The organism is Paenibacillus sp. HWE-109 (genome assembly GCF_022163125.1).
Taxonomy (GTDB): domain Bacteria; phylum Bacillota; class Bacilli; order Paenibacillales; family NBRC-103111; genus Paenibacillus_E.
This window is the reverse complement of record NZ_CP091881.1, coordinates 1,790,206-1,809,404: the sequence shown is the minus strand read 5'-3', so window position 1 is coordinate 1,809,404 and position 19,199 is coordinate 1,790,206. Positions and strand designations below refer to the sequence as shown.

The 19,199-nt window shown below is 48.5% G+C and carries 11 protein-coding genes and 1 pseudogene; 1 reads left to right on the top strand and 11 read right to left on the bottom strand.

Going from position 1 to position 19,199, the window contains the following annotated elements; translation table 11 throughout:
- Window positions 1-2: 2 nt before the first annotated feature.
- The gene (locus LOZ80_RS07230; protein ID WP_238170794.1) at window positions 3-3,284 is read right to left on the bottom strand and encodes a discoidin domain-containing protein; all 3,282 of its coding nucleotides are present in this window, start codon (window positions 3,282-3,284) and stop codon (window positions 3-5) included.
- 1,026 nt (window positions 3,285-4,310) lie between these two features.
- Between LOZ80_RS07230 and LOZ80_RS07220 the strand changes: the two are divergent.
- A pseudogene (locus LOZ80_RS07220) lies at window positions 4,311-5,488 on the top strand (IS3 family transposase).
- Between the two features lie 848 nt (window positions 5,489-6,336).
- Here the strand turns inward: LOZ80_RS07220 and LOZ80_RS07215 are convergent.
- The 10 genes from LOZ80_RS07215 to LOZ80_RS07170 form a co-directional block, all read right to left on the bottom strand.
- Entirely contained in the window at window positions 6,337-7,164 is an 828-nt protein-coding gene (locus LOZ80_RS07215; protein ID WP_238170792.1) for a carbohydrate ABC transporter permease, read from the bottom strand.
- The gene (locus LOZ80_RS07210; protein WP_238170791.1) at window positions 7,157-8,026 is read right to left on the bottom strand and encodes a carbohydrate ABC transporter permease; all 870 of its coding nucleotides are present in this window, start codon (window positions 8,024-8,026) and stop codon (window positions 7,157-7,159) included. Before LOZ80_RS07210 ends, LOZ80_RS07215 begins: the two co-directional genes overlap by 8 nt.
- Window positions 8,026-9,399: a sugar ABC transporter substrate-binding protein gene (locus LOZ80_RS07205; RefSeq protein WP_238170790.1), complete on the bottom strand. Its 1,374-nt coding sequence runs from the start codon at window positions 9,397-9,399 to the stop codon at window positions 8,026-8,028. Before LOZ80_RS07205 ends, LOZ80_RS07210 begins: the two co-directional genes overlap by 1 nt.
- The gene (locus LOZ80_RS07200) at window positions 9,396-10,337 is read right to left on the bottom strand and encodes an amidohydrolase family protein (RefSeq protein ID WP_238170789.1); all 942 of its coding nucleotides are present in this window, start codon (window positions 10,335-10,337) and stop codon (window positions 9,396-9,398) included. The genes LOZ80_RS07205 and LOZ80_RS07200 overlap by 4 nt, the downstream gene beginning before the upstream one ends.
- A gap of 114 nt (window positions 10,338-10,451) precedes the next feature.
- Complete coding sequence (argH, locus tag LOZ80_RS07195; protein WP_238170788.1) at window positions 10,452-11,957, bottom strand: argininosuccinate lyase; 1,506 nt, start codon at window positions 11,955-11,957, stop codon at window positions 10,452-10,454.
- A 12-nt stretch (window positions 11,958-11,969) separates the two neighbouring features.
- Window positions 11,970-12,590 (bottom strand): thioredoxin family protein, encoded by a 621-nt coding sequence (locus LOZ80_RS07190; RefSeq protein ID WP_238170787.1) that lies wholly within the window; start codon window positions 12,588-12,590, stop codon window positions 11,970-11,972.
- Between the two features lie 112 nt (window positions 12,591-12,702).
- Window positions 12,703-13,545, bottom strand: coding sequence for a sulfurtransferase (locus tag LOZ80_RS07185; protein WP_238170785.1), 843 nt, complete (start codon window positions 13,543-13,545; stop codon window positions 12,703-12,705).
- A gap of 24 nt (window positions 13,546-13,569) precedes the next feature.
- The gene (locus LOZ80_RS07180) at window positions 13,570-14,871 is read right to left on the bottom strand and encodes an LLM class flavin-dependent oxidoreductase (protein WP_238170784.1); all 1,302 of its coding nucleotides are present in this window, start codon (window positions 14,869-14,871) and stop codon (window positions 13,570-13,572) included.
- A 749-nt stretch (window positions 14,872-15,620) separates the two neighbouring features.
- Entirely contained in the window at window positions 15,621-17,915 is a 2,295-nt protein-coding gene (locus LOZ80_RS07175) for a glycoside hydrolase family 95 protein (RefSeq protein ID WP_238170783.1), read from the bottom strand.
- A gap of 5 nt (window positions 17,916-17,920) precedes the next feature.
- Entirely contained in the window at window positions 17,921-19,183 is a 1,263-nt protein-coding gene (locus LOZ80_RS07170) for an alpha-L-fucosidase (protein ID WP_238170782.1), read from the bottom strand.
- Window positions 19,184-19,199: the final 16 nt, after the last annotated feature.

Sequence of the window (19,199 nt, the reverse complement as noted above, 5' to 3'; positions counted from 1 at the left end):
AACTATTGCAATATTTTTTGTGCAACCGCAGCCAAATCTTGGATATCCACTTGATTATCATTGTTATAATCTGCCTTCTTGTATTGTTCCCAATCTGGATCAGCAGAAGTTTTCCCATAAGCAGCTGCAACAATGGCCAAATCGCCAATGGAGAATTTGCCATCTCCGTTCGTGTCCCCAGGTGTTCTGGTATTAACGGATTGCGTAAATGTTTGCAACGCTGCATTCAGTGTTGTTACGGCTTGCGCCACTTGTTGACGCGTCGCATCAGGGTTCGCAGCGACTGCTTTCGCTTGATTAATTGCCGCTTGCAGCGCAGCTTTCGCTCCGGCTGGATATTGACCAGCTTGTGTGCCTTCAACTGCCGCATCATACGCAGCTTGCGCATCTGCAATTCGCGTATTAAGCGCCGTAAGATCAACACTTGCTTTAATCGCTAACGGATGAGTAGCACCATCCATTTGCACTTCAATCCCTTGCCCATCCGCCAGCGTCAATTGCGTTAGCGTAATGACTGTATTCGCAAGATCCTCTGGCGACTTCGCTTTCCAATGAAGCTTAATCAATTCGCCATTGGTGCTTGTGCCGCTTACATTGGCTGTGATCAAGCGAATTTTATTGGATTCCAGCTTCTTATCTACGAGGATTAAACCCTCCTTCACTGCATCCGCAGAAACGAATTCCAGCAGATTTCCATCGAATCCTATGCTGATATCTTGTGCGTAGACACTTGTCGCAACTCCATTAACGACTAATGTTGTATCAAAAGATTGCCCGCCAGCAACCGTAGACGGTCCCGTCAATGATGTGCCAGCAGTCGTACTGCCAAATACATTGACTTCCCTGACAGACCACCAACTTGACGATGTTCCCGTTTGTACAACCTTGATATAACGAGCATTTTGCGCTGAGAAATTGGCTGTAACGACGGGTCCAGTGCCTGTTCCGCTGGCAATTGGACTGCCCCAGTTCGTGCCATCTGTAGAAACATACACCTCATAGCCACGCGCATAATCTTGACTGCTTCCAGTTGAGTCCATCACAATCTTATAAATGCTTTTGACCGCTTTCATATCCAGTGTAAAAGATTGCCCTAGAACCATCACCGTTCCTGTGCTCCAACGCGTATTCATGGAGCCATCGATCAGATTCGCCGCACCATCTCCGCTTGTCGGGGATGAAGTCGCTGTCCAGCCCGTGCGGTCCAACGGTTTGGCCGGTGTTGTTCCGCTCGCCGTATTGCTGGCTGCGGATACGTTGCCTGCCGCATCTTTTGCCTTAACCGTATACGTGTAGGCTGTTGCTTCAGCTAACCCTGTGTCATTATACGAGTTCGAAGCTGGTGTTGCGATAAGCAATCCATTTCGATACACTTCATAGCCAGCTACGCCCACGTTGTCAGTGGAAGCAGTCCAGCTCAAATTGATTTGGCTGCTCGAATTCACCGTAGCCGTCAAATTCGCCGGCACTGTTGGCGCAGTCGTATCTCCAGCGTCCGAGCCAATGAATTCCGTTACCGTTTGCCGCATCGCATTACCCGGTGAATTGGCATAAACGCTGCCTCCGGTTGAGTTGATAATATGCGTGATTTCGCTGCCAGGCGTTCCGTTCAACCAAATCGTTGTCGCATGGTGAATTTTTACACCATCCACTTTTGGTACTTCAATTGCGCTCTCGAGCTTAACAGCCGCATCTTTGAAGTATGCGTACACACCAAGGCCCCAAGCTTCATGACTGGTTACAGAATCAGCAACCTTATAAGAAGCATACCCCTTGACGGTTCCGTTTTGACTCATCCAAGCTGCTTGATTGGGAACATCATAAGGAATTTCTGATTGATAAAAGTAGACCCGCCCGCCATTGCCATTCCACAACGTTTGATACTCATTATGGTGTTCATTAAACAGGCCATACAGAGTGACATTGTTGCCATTCACGACGAGACCGTTCTTCGAAACGTTGTTCGTCCATGCAGCCCCAGCGCCATGGTCTGCGCGCCACAACCAGAAATGATCACCGATCACCTGATTGCTGTTAATCTTGAGCGCCACATCATTGGACCCCGCCGTAGCACCGCCTGTTCGGAAGAAAATATCATGCAGCGAAGTGGGATTAGCCGAATGATCCGCTGCGCTGCCGGTAGGACCAACTTCGAGAAGAGTAGCCGATGTGATGGGCCCTGCTTCATAAACAAGACCTGCAATCTTCACGCCATCGACGTCAGCAACTGTCATTATCGCTTTGCCAGTATCCGGTATTAACGTAGGAAGCCCTAGACCGAGTACGACTGTATTGGCATTATTGATACGAATCGTATCATTCAAGTGATAGATTCCCGGCGTAAATAAAAGATTCTTGCCCTGCCCTAGCGCTTCATTAATACTGGCCGCATTGGAAGTATCCGGACGCGCTATGTAGAACTGATCGATTCCAATCGATTGGCCTGGCGTCGAGCCATTCGCCCAGCTAACTCCCTGCGTATTCGTTTGAAGCGAGGGTACGAACACCTGGTACTGCCCAGCATCATTGATATACACATAAGGTTTCTCACGAATAATTGGCGTTTTTTCCACTACCGTGTAAGGTGGATCCGGGAATTGACCAGCAGGCGGTTTGGCATCACCAACGAATACCATGTTCCAAACCCCGTTGGACCAACTGGCATATTGGCTGTTTCGCGTTAACCATTGCTGCTGTGAAGCTGGCACGATCGCGTTGTCTACAATCGAATCTGCGAGAAATCCTCCGCTTGCCCATCCAGCATTCCAATTCGCATCAAAATCAAACAATTGCAGCTCGCCCTTGATATGAAGCCTACGAAGAGGCGCAGCCTGTGAAACCGCAATTTGCGTTTTGCCGCTTGATGGCGCAATCGTCAGGTTCTCGATCGACCGCCAGAAATTGCGGGTCGCATTGCCGTTATCCCAGTCCGCATTCACATTCAAACCGCCGTTGATCGTCACATCCCCTGGATTCCGACCGAGCCCCACCACTTGCGTGTTAAAACCAACATTGAAGTTAACATTATAGCTGCCTGGCTTGAACAGGAAGGCATCTCTTTCGTTTCCAAACTCGTTGGACTCTTGTCGGCTGAACACCGAATTCGTAATGCCTTGAATGTCAGAGGCCGACATCGAAGGATCAAACACATATACATTGGGGCCAAAAATCGATGAGTTGGCCTCCGTAATTGGCGTAGCCGCCTTGGAAACGCCAGGAATCAATAAACTAAGAGCAACAGCCATCACAGAAATTGATGAAACAATTTTACTTATCTTTCGCATCTTTTACCTCCCGTATAGTTAAATCCGTTCAGTTTCGTTGTCCACTCTCAATGCGTAAGCGTTTGCATTATTAGTACTCGAAAACTCCTTTCCTTGTGAATCTGGCGTGTATTCGTAGTTGATAGAACCATCATAGAAAAATAACCCCCCTTTTGAAAGGGGAGAAATTAAGATTAAAGGGTTGGTTTATCAAGATTATGGGATAAATTAACTTATCATGGAAGGTACTTTGCGCGTTACCGGGAAAACCTCCTGTGGATTCGGCACTCATTTGGCCTTTTCCCTGCTGTTAAGGTTGTTTTTCAGCCTTACAGATGCCGATTCCTGTCCTGCCTTAGCGTTAGCGATGTTTTTCAGCGTTATCTCCGTGGATTCGGCACTCTTCTGGCCTTTTCCCTGCTGTTAAGGTTGTTTTTCGGCCTTACAGATGCCGATTCCTGTCCTGCCTTAGCGTTAGCGATGTTTTTCAGCGTTATCTCCGTGGATTCGGCACTCTTCTGGCCTTTACCCTGCTGTTAAGGCTGTTTTTCAGCCTTACAGATGCCGATTCCTGTCCTGCCTTAGCGTTAGCGATGTTTTTCAGCGTTATCTCCGTGGATTCGGCACTCTTCTGGCCTTTTCCCTGCTGTTAAGGTTGTTTTTCAGCCTTACAGACTCCGATTTCTGTCCTGCCTTAGTGTTAACGATGTTTTTCAGCGTTATCTCCGTGGATTCGGCACTCATTTGGCCTTTTCCCTGCTGTTAAGGCTGTTTTTCAGCCTTACAGATGCCGATTTCTATCCTGCCTTAGCGTTAGCGATGTTTTTCAGCGTTATCTCCGTGGATTCGGCACTCATTTGGCCTTTCCCTGCTGTTAAGGCTGTTTTTCAGCCTTACAGATGCCGATTTCTATCCTGCCTTAGCGTTAGCGATGTTTTCAGCGTTATCTCCGTGGATTCGGCACTCATTTTGCATTTAGACTTAACAGTGGACACAGCGAATTGGGAAATTAGATAATAGACCTATCTAAATGACGAGGTGTCCGAGATGAATGAATTCCGCCAACGGTACAATCAAAAGTTCAAAGAAGAAACGGTTAAGTACATTCAACAACATAGTAAATCGATTCCGGATATTGCAAGCGAATTGAACATTCCAGCGAAGACATTGAGCAGTTGGGTCAGTAAATATCGCCAATTTCCAGATGAGCCCTTCGTAGGAAGTGGCAATCTACGTAGCCATGATCAGTTCGTGAAAGACTTGGAACAACGCAACAAAGACCTAGAGGAAGAACTAGCTATCTTAAAAAAGGCGCTGCACATCTTCAGCAAAGACCCGAAGTGAGATTCAAGTTCATTGATGACCACCGTTCAACATTTCGAGTTGAGAAGATGTGCAGCGTACTAGGTGTATCCAAGAGCGGCTATTATAAATGGCGAACCACACCCCCAAGTGAGCGGAAAAAGCACCGCGAAGCGTTGGCTAAAGAGGTGGAAAAGGAGTATTTGGAATCGGATCGGAATTACGGGAGTCCGAAAATCACAAAGGAACTGAGAAAAAAAGGTTTCAAAGTCGCTGTCAAAACGGTTGGGCGTATCATGAAAAAGAAGGGTTTACGCTCACAAGCTATAGGGAAATTCAAGGTGCAAACAACGGATTCCAATCACAGCCACCCGATTGCGCCAAATTGGTTAAATCAGCATTTTGATGTGTGTACAAGACCGAATCAAGTATGGGTTACCGACATCACGTACATCCATACACGTCAAGGAAACCTTTATTTAGCAAGCGTTCTTGACTTGTTTACCCGCAAAATCGTTGGCTGGCAGCTTGGCAATCGTATGACCGTGGAACTGACGCTAGACGCCTTAAATCAAGCATACGAAGCCAAAAGGCCGCCTAAAGGCCTTATCCATCATTCAGACCGGGGATCGCAGTATGCATCTAATGAGTACCGTAAACAACTGAAAGAATACCATATGATTCGTAGTATGAGCCGTAAAGGCAATTGCTACGATAACGCTTGTATAGAGGCTTTTCACAGCATTCTCAAGCGGGAATTAGTGTACAGATATAAATTTCAAAGCCGCCAAGAAGCACACCAACGAATCTACTGGTACATTGAGTTTTTTTACAATAGGAAACGTACGCACAGCAAGCTTGGCTATTTGTCTCCAGACAAGTTTGAATCCCAGTACTACAAGCAAATAAAACTGATTTCTTAGCTCTTTTTTTTGTGTCCACTCTATTGACTCAGATACATTTGGCCTTTTCCCTGCTGTTAAGGTTGTTTTTCAGCCTTACAGACTCCGATTCCTGTCCTGCCTTAGCGTTAGCGATGTTTTTCAGCGTTATCTCCGTGGATTCGGCACTTCCAGCTGCCTTTTCTGCCCTTCGCCTACCCAATATCGCCTTTGATAGATCCTCGTCCCTTTCACTTTAGCCTACCCAATATCGCCTCCGATGGATCCTCTTCCCTTTCACTTTCGCCGTGCTGCCACATCCGTCCTAGCTTTTAGCTACTCTCCCTCACTGCTACTCCCAGTGTTCTCCCAACCAGCTATTAAACTCCATCCCCCAGACAAATTTCGGCTTCAAGGGATCGACGATCCGCAGCCACACCTTTTGCGCGTAGATTTGAGAGAAATAACGCCTCCTCGTTCCGCATCAATTTCTCAGAAAAACTAGCCTTAAGCTTAGTTCTCTTAAATTTGCTGCTCGGCGATAAATAAGCAAGGGAGGTGGTCTTATTCCCGCCTACTCTCCCATTTAGCCTATGATAAGGCCACATAACGTGCCTATTCGCTGCATTCACTGGCATGCCGGGCACATAAAAGAATAATAAGCACTTGCATCTTGCCTATGCCTCCCAAACAGGTGCCATTCGAACAAATAAGCACTTCCCGCTGTCATATTCCCCCCCTTTCGTCGCCATTGTTTCACTTCACCCGTTTCCATCTTCTCCGCTCCCCTCGCTCACCCCTTATCGCCTCTGATACCCACTCCACAACACCAAAAAACCGCCCAACAAACCACAGCATCACACACTGCAGAAGTTGGTCGGTCTTTTCACTTATTTAAAACCCGTCAAAGCAATTCCCCGAATAATCTGTTTCTGGAAAACGAAAAACAAGACAATGAGCGGGATGACCGACAAAGAGGCGCCAGTCATTACCAACACCCAGCTGGCGCGGTCTTTCAGCTCGCTGGAGAAATAAGAAATCCCTACCGGAATCGTCAGATGCTCCGGAGTTTGTGTGACGATCAGCGGCCAGATAAACGCGTTCCAGCTGCCTAAGAAAGACAGGATGCACAAGGTAGCGAGCGCCGGCTTCACAAGCGGAACGGCAATGCGCAGCATGATGCTCCACTCGTTCATGCCATCGATTCGGGCCGCATCCAATAGATCGCTAGGCAATGATTCCAAGAACTGTTTCATCAGGAAGATACCAAACGCCGAGATCAAGCCCGGAAATAAAATGCCCGCATAGGAATCTACCCACCCGAACTTGACCGTCAGCAAATACCAAGGAATGATCAACATTTCGGTAGGGACCATCAGCGTACTAAGGATCGCAACAAAAATCAGCTTCTTGCCGACAAAAGTGAATTTAGCCAATACATAGCCGATGACTGTATCAAAAAGACAAACACTTAACGTTGTGATCACAGCGACAACCAAGCTGTTTCGAACCCACTGGGTGAACGGGGTCTTTTTAAACACTTCCACATAATTGTCTAGTGTCAGCCCCGTCGGTATCACGCTTAGCGAGAAAGCGTCCGTTGAATCCTTCAACGACGTAGCAATCATCCAAACCAGCGGAAAAATCATCCCGATACTGCCCACACTCAATAGCAAATACCAAGCTGCTTTACGCAGAACCCCACCTCCTTTACTCATAATCGACTCGCCTGTTCAGCACTTTCATTTGGATCAGGGACAACGAGAGAATGATGACGAACAGGATGATGGTTGCTGCGGCAGCCTCTCCCATTTTGAAATGCTTAAAAGCCAAATTATAAATATAAAGCACCATAGATATAGTTGAGTTCAGCGGCCCTCCGCCTGTCATATTTAAGATCTGTGTAAAAGATTGCAGGAAACTTATACTGGCGATGACAACCGAAAATACAATGACTGGGTTCAGCAAGGGCAAGGTGATATGCCACAGTCGCTGCCAACTATTCGCGCCATCAATGGCCGCCGCTTCCTCATAGGATTTGGGGATCGTCTCCAAGCCTGTTAGGAAAATCAGCATTTGGAAACCGACACTTTGCCAAATCATAACAGCAATAACGACATAGATCCCTTGGGAAGGTGAGCCGAGAAAGAGCTGCGGTTCCAAACCAATTTTAATCAGCCAAGCATTCACAATGCCATTCTTCAACAGCGTCCATCGAAACACCCAACTAACAGCTACAACACTTGTGACATATGGGATAAAATACAAGGTGCGAAATAAACCTTTGAAGCGATTCACCCGCTGCAGCAAAAGCGCAATAGCGAGACCAGCCAGCAGCTGCACCGGCACACCAATAACAACGTATTTAACCGTGTTCCGCAAGGCAATGAGAAAGATCTCATCGTGAAACAGCTGAACAAAATTTTGCAGCCCAATGAAGGGCTTTTCTTCCGACAGCATATCCCACTCCCGCACACTGATGTTGAACGAATACAAGATAGGCGCGATACGAATGCCTAGAAAAAACAATAATGGAATCAGCAAGCAGCTGTAGACGAAGACATACTTATGCCTGACCATTATTTTTTATCCTGTTTGGCCCAATACTCGTCATATAGCTTTTGCGTTTTGGCAACGAGCTCGTCATAAGCTTTGTCGTAGGGTACTTTGTTCAATACCACTTGATCGACGGCATCCGTGAAATAGTCTTTTTCCAACTTCTCATCTACAAAATAGTGCGCATGCGCATAAGACAGTTGGCTAATGAACGGCCCCAGTTTCTCATCCTTTTTATAGATATCTTGCAGCGCTACATCCTTCTTGGCCGGGAGTTCCCCTACCTTCTCAACCCACTGCTCCTGCACTTCTTTGCTTGTCAGAAATTGCAAGAACTTCGTTGCGGCTTCAAGCTTTTTGCCCTGCACGTTTTTGGTGATGGCATTCGCCCAGAAGGACACCTGTGTCGCTTTATCTTTATATGAAGGCAGTGGGGCGATGGCATAATTCAAATTTGGAGCATCCTTTTTGATCGCGCCAAGCTGGAAAGATCCGTCGATCGTAATTGCGGCATGACCGCCTTTAAACGCTGTAATATCATCATTGTAGAAGTCCTTGGTGCCCAATTGATGCACAAATGACAGGTCAATTAAATATTTGAATGCCTCTAGGCCCGCAGGTGTTTCTTTCCACAAAACTTTGCGTCGATCATCGCTGATATCTTTGCCGCCAGCCTGATAAACGAGCGCATCGCGGAACCAGTGATGCAATTGAGCGTTCGGCTGCCAAGCTAGTCCTTCTACGACATATTGGCCGTTTTTATCCTTTTCCGTCAGCTTCTTGCCCTGTGAAACCAGTTCATCCCACGTCGCAGGCGGTTTGTTCGGATCAAGCCCAGCCTTGGTATATAGATCTTTATTGTAAAATAAAGCGAGCGTCCGAACGGCTGTCGGAATCGCATAATATTTGCCGTTCAGCTTCGCTGTGTCCACGAACGGGAAGAACTCTGCCTTGATTTTATCCTCGGAGAAGGCGCTGTCCGGCAAAGGCTGCAGATAGCCGGATGCAACGTATTTGGGCAGCCAGCCATAGTACAGATTGATAACATCCGGACCTTTCCCCGCCGGAACGAGCGTGGCTACTTTTTCGTTGTACTGATCATACGGGAAGTTCGTCTGCTTGACTTCTATATTCGGATTTTGCTTTTGAAAATCGGCGATTAGTTTTGTGATCAGGTCGACCTTTGCGGGAAACTGATACTGCCAGTATTCGATGGTCACCTTTTCAGCTGGGCTGGATGCGGTTGCTGCAGCGCTCTGAGTTGCACTAGGACTAGTGCTGGCTGCCACTGACGTCGCTGTTGGCTGACTGCCTCCTGCCGAGCATCCGGTTAACAAAATCACAAATCCCAGGGATGAAACGATCGCGCCCTTGGTCGTACGGTTATTGATTGTCATCTTTTTTCTCCTCCACTTACATATGTTGGCTGATTGATATTCAGCAGTTTTCTGGCATTATTCCCAAAAATAAGTTCGATGTCTGTTTCCGAAAAACGCAGATCCCTTGTTACCCTTACTTGATCCTGCAAGTAACGGTTCACGAAACCTCGCGGAAACGCACTCGAATCCGTTCCAAAAAGAATGCGTTCAGGGCCAATCAGCTCGTACGTCTTGCGAAATAACGTCTCCAGTGTCAATTCATACGGACTCCAGCGAATCCATTGATTGGACCCCGAAGTATCAATGTGTACATTGGGGCAGCTCCAGCACAAATGCAGCAGCTCTTGGAAGTACCCAGCACCAAAGTGTGGAATAATGAACGGAATTTCGGGATATTCCCTGGCTACATTGAAGATTGCTAAAGGATTAATGTTCAAATGCTGCGCAATGCCCCCCGTATGACCTAAAAGTCCAAAATGGATCAGCACCGGCAGCTTTCTTTCCGCCAAAAAGCGCCAAACCGGGGTCAGTTTCGGATCATGAAAAGGAAGCTCCACTAAGGGACCGAAGAGTTTATAGCCTTTCAAGCCAAGTTCGTCCACAGCTCTCTGGAGTTCCTCAGCCGCATTAGGCTCCTCTATCGAATGGTGGGCAAAGCCCGTCATACGATCTGGATATTGCTGTATTTGCGCAGCGAGATCATCATTGCTCCAGGCCGTAAGGAAATTGATCCCGCCAATCTGATGGCGATCCAATTCATCTATCCAGCGATCTACGAGCGGACGGCTGGCTTCCTCTTCTGAATCGGGCTGGTTGGGGAAATCCCAGGTGAGGCGCATACGTTCGTTGCGCTCCGCTTTGTGAAGCTCAATAAATTCGTTGCGCGCCGCCCAAGGCCATTGATAAGGCAGATGGGCGTGCAAATCAAACACTTTGAAACCATTTTTAAACAACATGGTATTTCCTCCTTCTGTGTCTCTTGGTCATAAGGGTAAGTTTGGACAACAAAAAGGAGATGTGCCCTATCTTCTCAACAGAAGAAAACTCATCTCCGGGTGTCCGGTCAATTCTTATAGGAACAGCTTCTGAAGCTCGCGCTCAACATTCTCTTGTGCAGCGCGTATGGCTCTTCTTTTATCGGTGAGCCACGCTTTATCATTGTTTAATCGCTGTGTCTGTCCATTCAAGGCCCGCTCCACCTCGTTGGCGTTGGGTCCTCCGATCAATGTCCTGACCTGAACGAAATGTTTGGCATTCAAGGCCAGCGCTAGTTTCTCCTCATTGAATGACAACTTCCTGCCAATGACCTCCAGCGCTGACTCGTTCAGCACACCCAAGGTCAAGAATCGTTTGTCATTGCCGTTAGCGAGCGCTTTGCGCACAGAAGCACTGACAATATGATGGGCAGTGCGGAAGGAAAGCTTCTCTTCCCGCACCAAAGTATCTGCCAGCTCCGTGACGGTAGAGAAGCTTGCTTCTGCCCTAGCCTCCAGCGCCTCCTTGTTGATGGATAGCGTTGCGATCACATTCGCCAATAGCCGATACACCGATGAGAGAACGGCAAGACTTTTCCAGGCGTATGGCTGCATATCGTCCTCCGTATCAACAATATCGCCGAAAGGTGTATTATGTATCATACTTAAAACCGTTTGTGTAAGACCAACACAGCTGGACAAGAGTGAACGCATATGTTCAATCGAAACCGGATTTCGTTTCTGCGGCATGATCGAACTGATTTGAACATAGGGCGCCGCCACCTGCAGCACCGCGAATTCCTGCGTGCTCCACAGCAGCAGCTCTTGAATGAAACGGCCCAGATTAATCGCTGCAAGCTGCACGCCCGTCGCGATTTCACCGACATAATCGGCTCCGCTAACGGCATCGTATGCATTCTCGATTAGACCATCGAAAGCCAGCAGCTTTGCCATCCGCTGCCTGTTCAGCGGAAATCCGGATGTCGTTAACGCTGCCGCTCCCATGCTGCTGCGATTGCAATTCGCATACGCACTTTGCAATCGGCGGATATCGCGACTTAAACTATCCGATACAGCTGCCGTATAGTGGCCTAACGTTGTTGGCTGAGCTTGCTGCGTATGCGTATAGCCGATCATGATCGTATCCACATGCGAACGCGCAAACTGCAGCAGATGCTCTTCCAGAAATAAGGCAGATTCCAACGTATGCAGCAGCTTTTCTCTCAGCGTGAGCCGATAAATCGCGATCCCCATATCATTGCGGCTGCGCCCGATGTGCAGATTGCCTGCCGCTTCGCCGGCCAACAAGTGAAGCTCCTGCTCCACTTCAAAGAATAGATCCTCAAATTCCCCCGTATAGGAAGATGCGCGAAGCCGCTCGGCATCTAACGCTTGCAGAGCGCGTCCAATGGCGTCGGCATCTTGTTCATCAATTAACGACTGCTCGCGAAGCATAATCAAATGGGCTCTGTGAATATCCAGCATTGGGCTTAGCAACTGCTCTTTGGCGTGGTCATAGGCAGGGCTTAACACCACTTCCGCATACGTCTTTCCTGGAAAAGCATGATTCTGATCTAATGCCGGAGCTGCTTGATTAGGCATCGGAAACTCCTCCTAGTTAAGAATCGTGCGCAAGAATTCAATAATAGCCGTTTGCTCCTGGTTTCGTTCTTTGGGTCGCTGCTCTTTCAAATAATTAAGAAAAGCTCTGCGCACATCTTCATCTAATTCAGCAAGAGCTAGATCCCTTCCCTGCCACTGCGGATGCTGCTCCCAGAATTCTTCTTTCCAATCACGAATACGAGCCGTTATCACATCAGGGCGTTCAATAAATACCCCAAGTTCCTCCCCCGCTTCATCAAAAAAGACATACGTAGGAATATGATTTTTTCCATCCTCTTGCAAATAAGCGGCGGCAATATCTTGGTTATCCGGGTCACGCAGCAAAATATGCAGCTTCAGCTTGCCTGTCACTTGTTCAATCTTGGCAAACAGCGGCAAATTAGCAACGACATCTCCACACCAGTCATGAGCCAAAACCAGCACATGAACAGGCTCGGCAAGCCCTGCGAAATAAGCAAGCTCCTGCTCGCTTAAGACATAATGATCGTAATTGTCTTGCAGCCTGTCGACATTTACTTGGGCACTTTCAATAAATTGCGGGTACGTCAAAGCTTCCCTAAACGCTCTTTCCCTGCGTTCTTGCGAAATGCCCGTTACTTTTTGAATACTCATCGGTCTTCCTCCTGCTGTCAATTTATTAAATTCCAATTTGTTTACTTGGTTATTAACCGAATGGTAACACCGGCCCCTAAATTCTGTCAAATAGATCTTTTCTATTCAACCTTTAAAGGACACATTCCGTATGCTCGTCATTTCCCCACTCATCCCACGAACCCTCATAGGGGCGAATATCTGGATAACCCATTAATCGTAAAATAAAATACGTATGCGCTCCCCGCTGATTCGATTGGCAATAAGGAATAATCGTGTGGTCAGGTCGCACGCCAAGCGTTTCAAACTCTTGTTTTAATGTTGTGTACTTCTTGAAATGTACAACACCGTTGCCGTCGGCAGCGCTTAGCGCATCCTTCCACTCTTTATGGACCGCGCCCTTGATATGGCCGCCCTTCCGGTTCGTACGCTGATCGGCTCCCGTATACTCGAGCGCTGAGCGAGCATCCAATAGAATGGCGTTATCCACACCCTTTTGTATACGCTCTTTGGTAACGACTAGCTGATCTTGAGCAACCAGATTAATCCTTCCTTCTGCCACCTCTGCAGCTTGTGTCGACACCGCGTTGCCTGCTGCAAGCCAAGCCGTGTAACCGCCGTGCAGCAATTTCACGCGATCCCTCAGTCCGAAATATTCCAGCACATAGAAAATGCGCGTCGCAAATACACCCGCTCCATCGTCGTAAACGATAATCGTTGTATCCCTACTAACTCCGCGTTTCTCAAGTTCGCGTTGAGTTATCTCTGGAGCAGCGAAGGCAGGACGCTCTGCATCCTTTACTACCTTCACAGGCAAACTGATAGCTCCAGGGATATGCCCGGATTCATAGCCTTGCGTTCGCGTATCCAAAACAACGATATCTGGGTTGCTGCTGTTATCTTTCACCCACTGGGCATCGACCAGCAAGTGTTGGTTGGGATATTCGGACTGTTCGGACTTGTTCTGAATGGTCATATTTGATTCCCCCTTTTATCCCTATTATAGACCTAAATTCTCACGCAATGTACCGCCCGCATAGGATTCCGGGAACAAGCCTCTTCGCTGCAATTCCGGCACGACTAGGTTCAGAAAATCCTCCACGCCTCCAAAAGACAGCTGAGGCATCACACTAAAGCCATCCGCCGCACCGGTCGTATACCATTCCTCCATCACGTCGGCTATTTGCTCAGCCGTGCCTGCTATGCAGAGCTGACCATTGCCGATCCAATGTTTCGTCAAAAACTCCCGCAGCGTCAGCTTCTCCTTTTGCACAATGTTAAGCACCATTTGATAGAAAGTTTGATACGCATTGACTTGGGTTGATTCCGGCAGTTCAGGGAAAGGGTCATCGAGCGCATACACCGAAAAGTCGATCCCCAGCAGGTTGGACAGGGACATCACGGAACGTTCGATGGAGCCCAGCTCACTTAGTTCGCTTGCCTTTTCCCTGGCTTCAGCTTCCGTTGCTCCCACGATAACATGCAAACCGGGCAAAATTTTGATGCTGTCGGGAGAGCGCCCCTCCTTCGCCGTCCTTGCTTTCACATCTTGATAAAAAAGCCTAGCCTCCTCAATTGTATGCTGAACCGTAAAGATAAGCTCGGCATAGCGCGCAGCCAAATTCTTCCCTTCGTCAGAAGCGCCTGCCTGCACAAGAATTGGCCTGCCTTGCGGCGGACGCATAATGTTAAGAGCACCTCGCACCGTAAAGTAAGTACCTTGATGATGAATATCATGGACCTTATTGGCATTCGCATAAATTCCCGACACCTTATCTTGAACAAGGGCATCTTCTTCCCAGCTATCCCACAGTTTGAGTACAACATCGGCAAATTCCTGCGCCCTAGCGTAGCGATGAGAATGCGACGGCAGCTGCTCCATCCCGAAGTTATGCGCTGTTCGCTGCACCCCTGTCGTCACCATATTCCACCCCGCGCGCCCTCCGCTAATATGATCTAACGATGCGAATAATCTCGCCACATTATACGGTTCATTGAAGCTCGTAGACATGGTTGCGATTAATCCAATGTTCTCTGTCACCGCCGCAATAGCCGATAATAACGTTAACGGTTCAAAGCCAAATATGGGGCCATGCTGAACAGCTTTGACTTCAACCGACAAGCCATCCGCCAGAAAAAGCGAATCAATTCGTGCAGCTTCCGCCTTTTGCGCCAGCCGCTGGAAATGCTTGATGTCATGGATCTCCTCAACTTTGGTGCTCGCATGACGCCATGCTCCCCGATGCGATCCGGCATTGTGCAGCATGAGATTCAGAATCATTCTTCGGTTTGTTGTACTCATAATCATCACCTTTGCCTGTAAATGAAATGGACTTCCAGAGTGATAAGAACCCTCGTGCTCTAATTGTAAATATTTCCACCTGTTTTGTAAACAAAGTTTAGTGGAATAGTCGGATTTAAATTAAGAGGCTGTTCCCTAAGTCAATTTAGTGACTTATGGGCAGCCTCTTTCTTTCAATGATATTGCACTACATGGAAAAGCTACCGTTAATTTAGGTATTTTTGCATGAAAACCCGGTTTATATGGAAAATCTCCCGTTATTTCTGATAATTTCTCACCGAATAGCGATTTCCCACTAAATTAGCGGTAGATTTTCCAGTTAGATGACCGTGTAGAATTAGTAAAGCCAAAATAGCAGGAGAAATTCCTGTTAGATTTCACTCCAAATCTAACCTTTTGAGTCAGCCTCCTTCGGTTAAGAAAAACGGCTTTGCCGCCATAATAAATCAGCCTCTTCTTAGCGGAAAAACCTAGTAAGGGAACTAGGAGACGCTAATTAGGTATAAAGTAGGGATACGAGGGTAATAGCGGAACTACAGGGTCTTATATCCACAAAAAACGTAAAAATTCCCATGAAACAGCAAAATAACGTACTGTAGTTCCCTCAACCTCCCGATAATGACACTTTTGGCTAGAATAGCGCACCGTAGTTCCCTTACGTCCGCGCGAGGCAGCTGGAGTAACTCCGCGTTCACTCCAAAACATATAAACTCTTATATATCAAGAAATTTAGTTGCTTTCCCTCGCAGCTATGCGGGAAGGATCACGTATCTTCCCCCCAATTCCACAGGGAATTGAAGGATTGGATTGTCCGCCGATTGGCGAGCCAGCACGCGGCCATCCTCATTGGTTACCGCAAGAGGAACTGCGCTGCGAATCGTACAGGTTCCACTCTGCGCAGCAAGCAGTGTGCCTCTGGCAAATACGCCATCACACCACGCGATGCCGACTTCATATCCGCCGCGGGCGCGCAAACCGCGGACACGCCCGCTTGGCCAAGCGCTTGGCAGCGCGGGGAGCAGTACAATCTCATCCCTGTGGGATTGAAGCAGCATTTCGGCTATCGCAGCCGTCGCGCCGAAGTTGGCATCAATTTGAAATGGCGGATGATCGCCAAACAAATTCGGATGCACAGCATGATCCAGCAGTGCCACAACATTGGCATGTGCCTGGTCGCCCTCATTCAACCTCGCCCAGAAGTTGATGATCCATGCGCGGCTCCAACCCGTATGACCCCCGCCGTGGGCAAGCCGTCTTTCCAGCGTTAGGCGAGCTGCTTGCGCCAATTCAGGCGTATGATGAATCGTAATCTGCTCGCCCGGATGCAGAGCAAACAAGTGAGAGATATGACGATGACCAGGTTCCAACTCCTCATAATCTTCTGCCCATTCCATCAACTGTCCGTGCTGACCTATCGCAGGCTTAGGAAGACGCCCCCTTGACTCCGCCACTTGTTCAAGGAACAAGTCATCTTCGCCGAGCAGCCGTCCTGCTTCCACACAGGCGCCAAAAAGTGCATGAATGATTTGCGAATCCATCGATGGTCCAATGCTGAGACAGCCGCTATTGCCACTTGGCAAACGGTACGTGTTTTCTGGCGAGAGGGATGGAACGGTCACAAGGCGACCCTGCTCATCCTCCACAAGAAAATCAAGAAAGAACAGCGCCGCTTCCCTGAGAATCGGATACGCCCGTTTACGGAGAAACGCCATGTCCAAATTAAATCGATAATGCTCCCATAGATGCAAAGACAGCCAGGCGCCGCCCATTGGCCAAAAGACAGCTGGCACATAGACGCCGCAAATGTCCGTCTCCGCCCATAGATTCGTCGCATGATGCGCCGTGAAGCCGCGGGCACCGTAAATCTCCTTGGCAGTCTTTCGCCCATTCACGCACAGCCGATCCAGAAGGTCGAATACGGGTTCGTGGCATTCCGCTAGATTGCAAACTTCAGCCAGCCAATAGTTCATTTGCAAATTAATATTCAAATGAAAGTCGCTTTCCCATGGGGGCGTATGACTTTCATTCCATATGCCTTGCAGATTAGCGGGCAACGAACCCGGACGGGAGCTCGCCATGAGCAAATAACGGCCGAATTGAAAAAACAGCACTGTCAATCCGTGATCTGATTCCCCAGCCCGAATACGAAACAGCCGCTCGTCAGTAGGCAGCTCAGACCCATCCTCATCAGGCGCATCGATCTCCAACTGAACGCGCTCAAATACCGCGCGATGCTCCGCATCATGCGCTTCGCGAATCGCCTCAAACCCCTTGGCAGCAGCCGCTTCAACACGTGTACAGCATATCGCAAGCGGATCTTCATAACGAAACGTTGTCGCCGCTGCCACATACAAGGTTACGCAATCAGCAGACTCCACAGAGAGGTAATCACCGATGATTCGTACCGCGCCGCCCTCTGCTGCAGCATGCAGCAGGGCTGAATAGCGGACGCCATCAGGCCCGCTTTGACCGTTCATCTGGATGCTGTCAGCACCCTTTCGCCCTGTCGTTCCCTCGAAAGGACGACGACTCAGATTAGCCGCGAAGCTAAGTGCTCCAGGCCGATCTGACGTAAGCCTAACAACAAGCACATGATCAACCGTGCTGACCATAGTTTCCCTTTGATACTTTGTTTCTCCCAATCTATAGGACACTTTGATAATGCCCGACGCCAAATCCAGTTCCCGCACATAATCATGGACGTCTCCATCCATATCGCGAAAATACAGGTGGATATCCCCCAGTGTTTGATAAGGAGCCAAATACTTGGGCGCCGCCGTCAACGCCATCCGTGCCAAATATTCCGCATCTTGCGGGCGGCCTTCGAACATCAAGCGACGAATTTCTTCCAGATGTTTGTGCGCATCAGGCTGCTCTCTCGTCTTAGGTCCCCCATACCATAGGGAATCTTCATTGAGTTGCATCCGCTCTTCCTTAATCCTGCCGAATACCATAGCGCCCAGCCGTCCATTCCCAACAGGAAGTGCTTGCACCCAAGCGTCAGCAGGCTGTTTGTACCATAGTTTCAAATCTTGCGCGCACATGAGAATCAACCGCCCTTTTTGGCTGTGTGGTGAAAGCTGAGATTGCGTAGTGAAACTTCCCCATCCCGCTGGGTAATTTCAATATGGACGCCGCTTACTTGAACAGCTGGAATTCGTATAATCGCCTTATGTCCGATGTTTTGACCTTCATAGAGGGTTACGGGGCGCTTCGATTTATGACTGATAATGGTAATTTTAAAATGGCGGATATGCTCTCCGTTCGACAAATCCTCTTGTAAGATAATGCAGTCCAGCAGATGGGACTCCTGCGGCTCATAAATCCATGTGTCATTCTCTCTCACGCACGCTTCAAGCGTAGCGATTGGGCTGCCAAATTGGCTGCGAATTTCCGCACCGAACTCCAGCAAACGCGCGATATCCTTAGCTGGAAGTCTCCCTTCACGGTCAGGTCCGATATTCAGCAGCAGGTTAGCGCCCCTGCCGATAGACAGCTCGTATAGACCCATCAGCTCATCTTTGCTTTTGATCAGATGCTCATCGTTGTCGCTATAAAACCAATTGGCTCGCAGCTGAACATCACACTCTGCAGGCAGCCACAATTGGCCTTCCAACTGCTCCAATTTTTCCGTTAAAATCGAAAACTCCGTGGAATCAGCAACATTCCAGCAAGGTATCGGAGCGATGCCATCCTCATTGCCTACCCAACGAAAGTCCGGGTCTCCCATGTTAAAAATGAGAATGCCAGGCTGCAGCCGGCGGATTTCACCAATGATTCGTTTCCAATCATACTCATGTTCTTCGGAACCGCAGCCGTCAAACCACAGAATGTCGATCTCGCCGTACGCTGACAACAATTCTGTAATCTGATTAACGAAGTAATCGTCGTACGCTTTAGCGTCCTGATTGTAGAAATTGGCCGAGCCATCGAATGGCGAATAATAGAGCCCTGGCTTCATATCGTACTTCCGGCAAGCGTCGACGAATTCGCGAACCACATCGCCTTTCCCTTCTTTCCACGGAGAACCCGCTACGGAGAATGTCGAGTAACGCGTCGGCCAATTCGAAAAACCATCGTGATGTTTGGCGGTTAGTACCGCATAATTCATACCGGCCTCTTTGGCCGTTCTAATCCACTGTTCACAATCCAGCTGTGAAGGAAGAAAGGTCGAGGGCTCCATCTTTCTTTCATCGAAGTCGTGGTAGCCCTCATAGAAAGTCCGCAAACCGAAGTGCAGGAACAGTCCGAACTCCCAATCCTGGAAAGCAAGCTGTCTGGCTGTTGGTATCAAATGCTGTGTTGATTGCATCGTAGTTCTCCTCCCT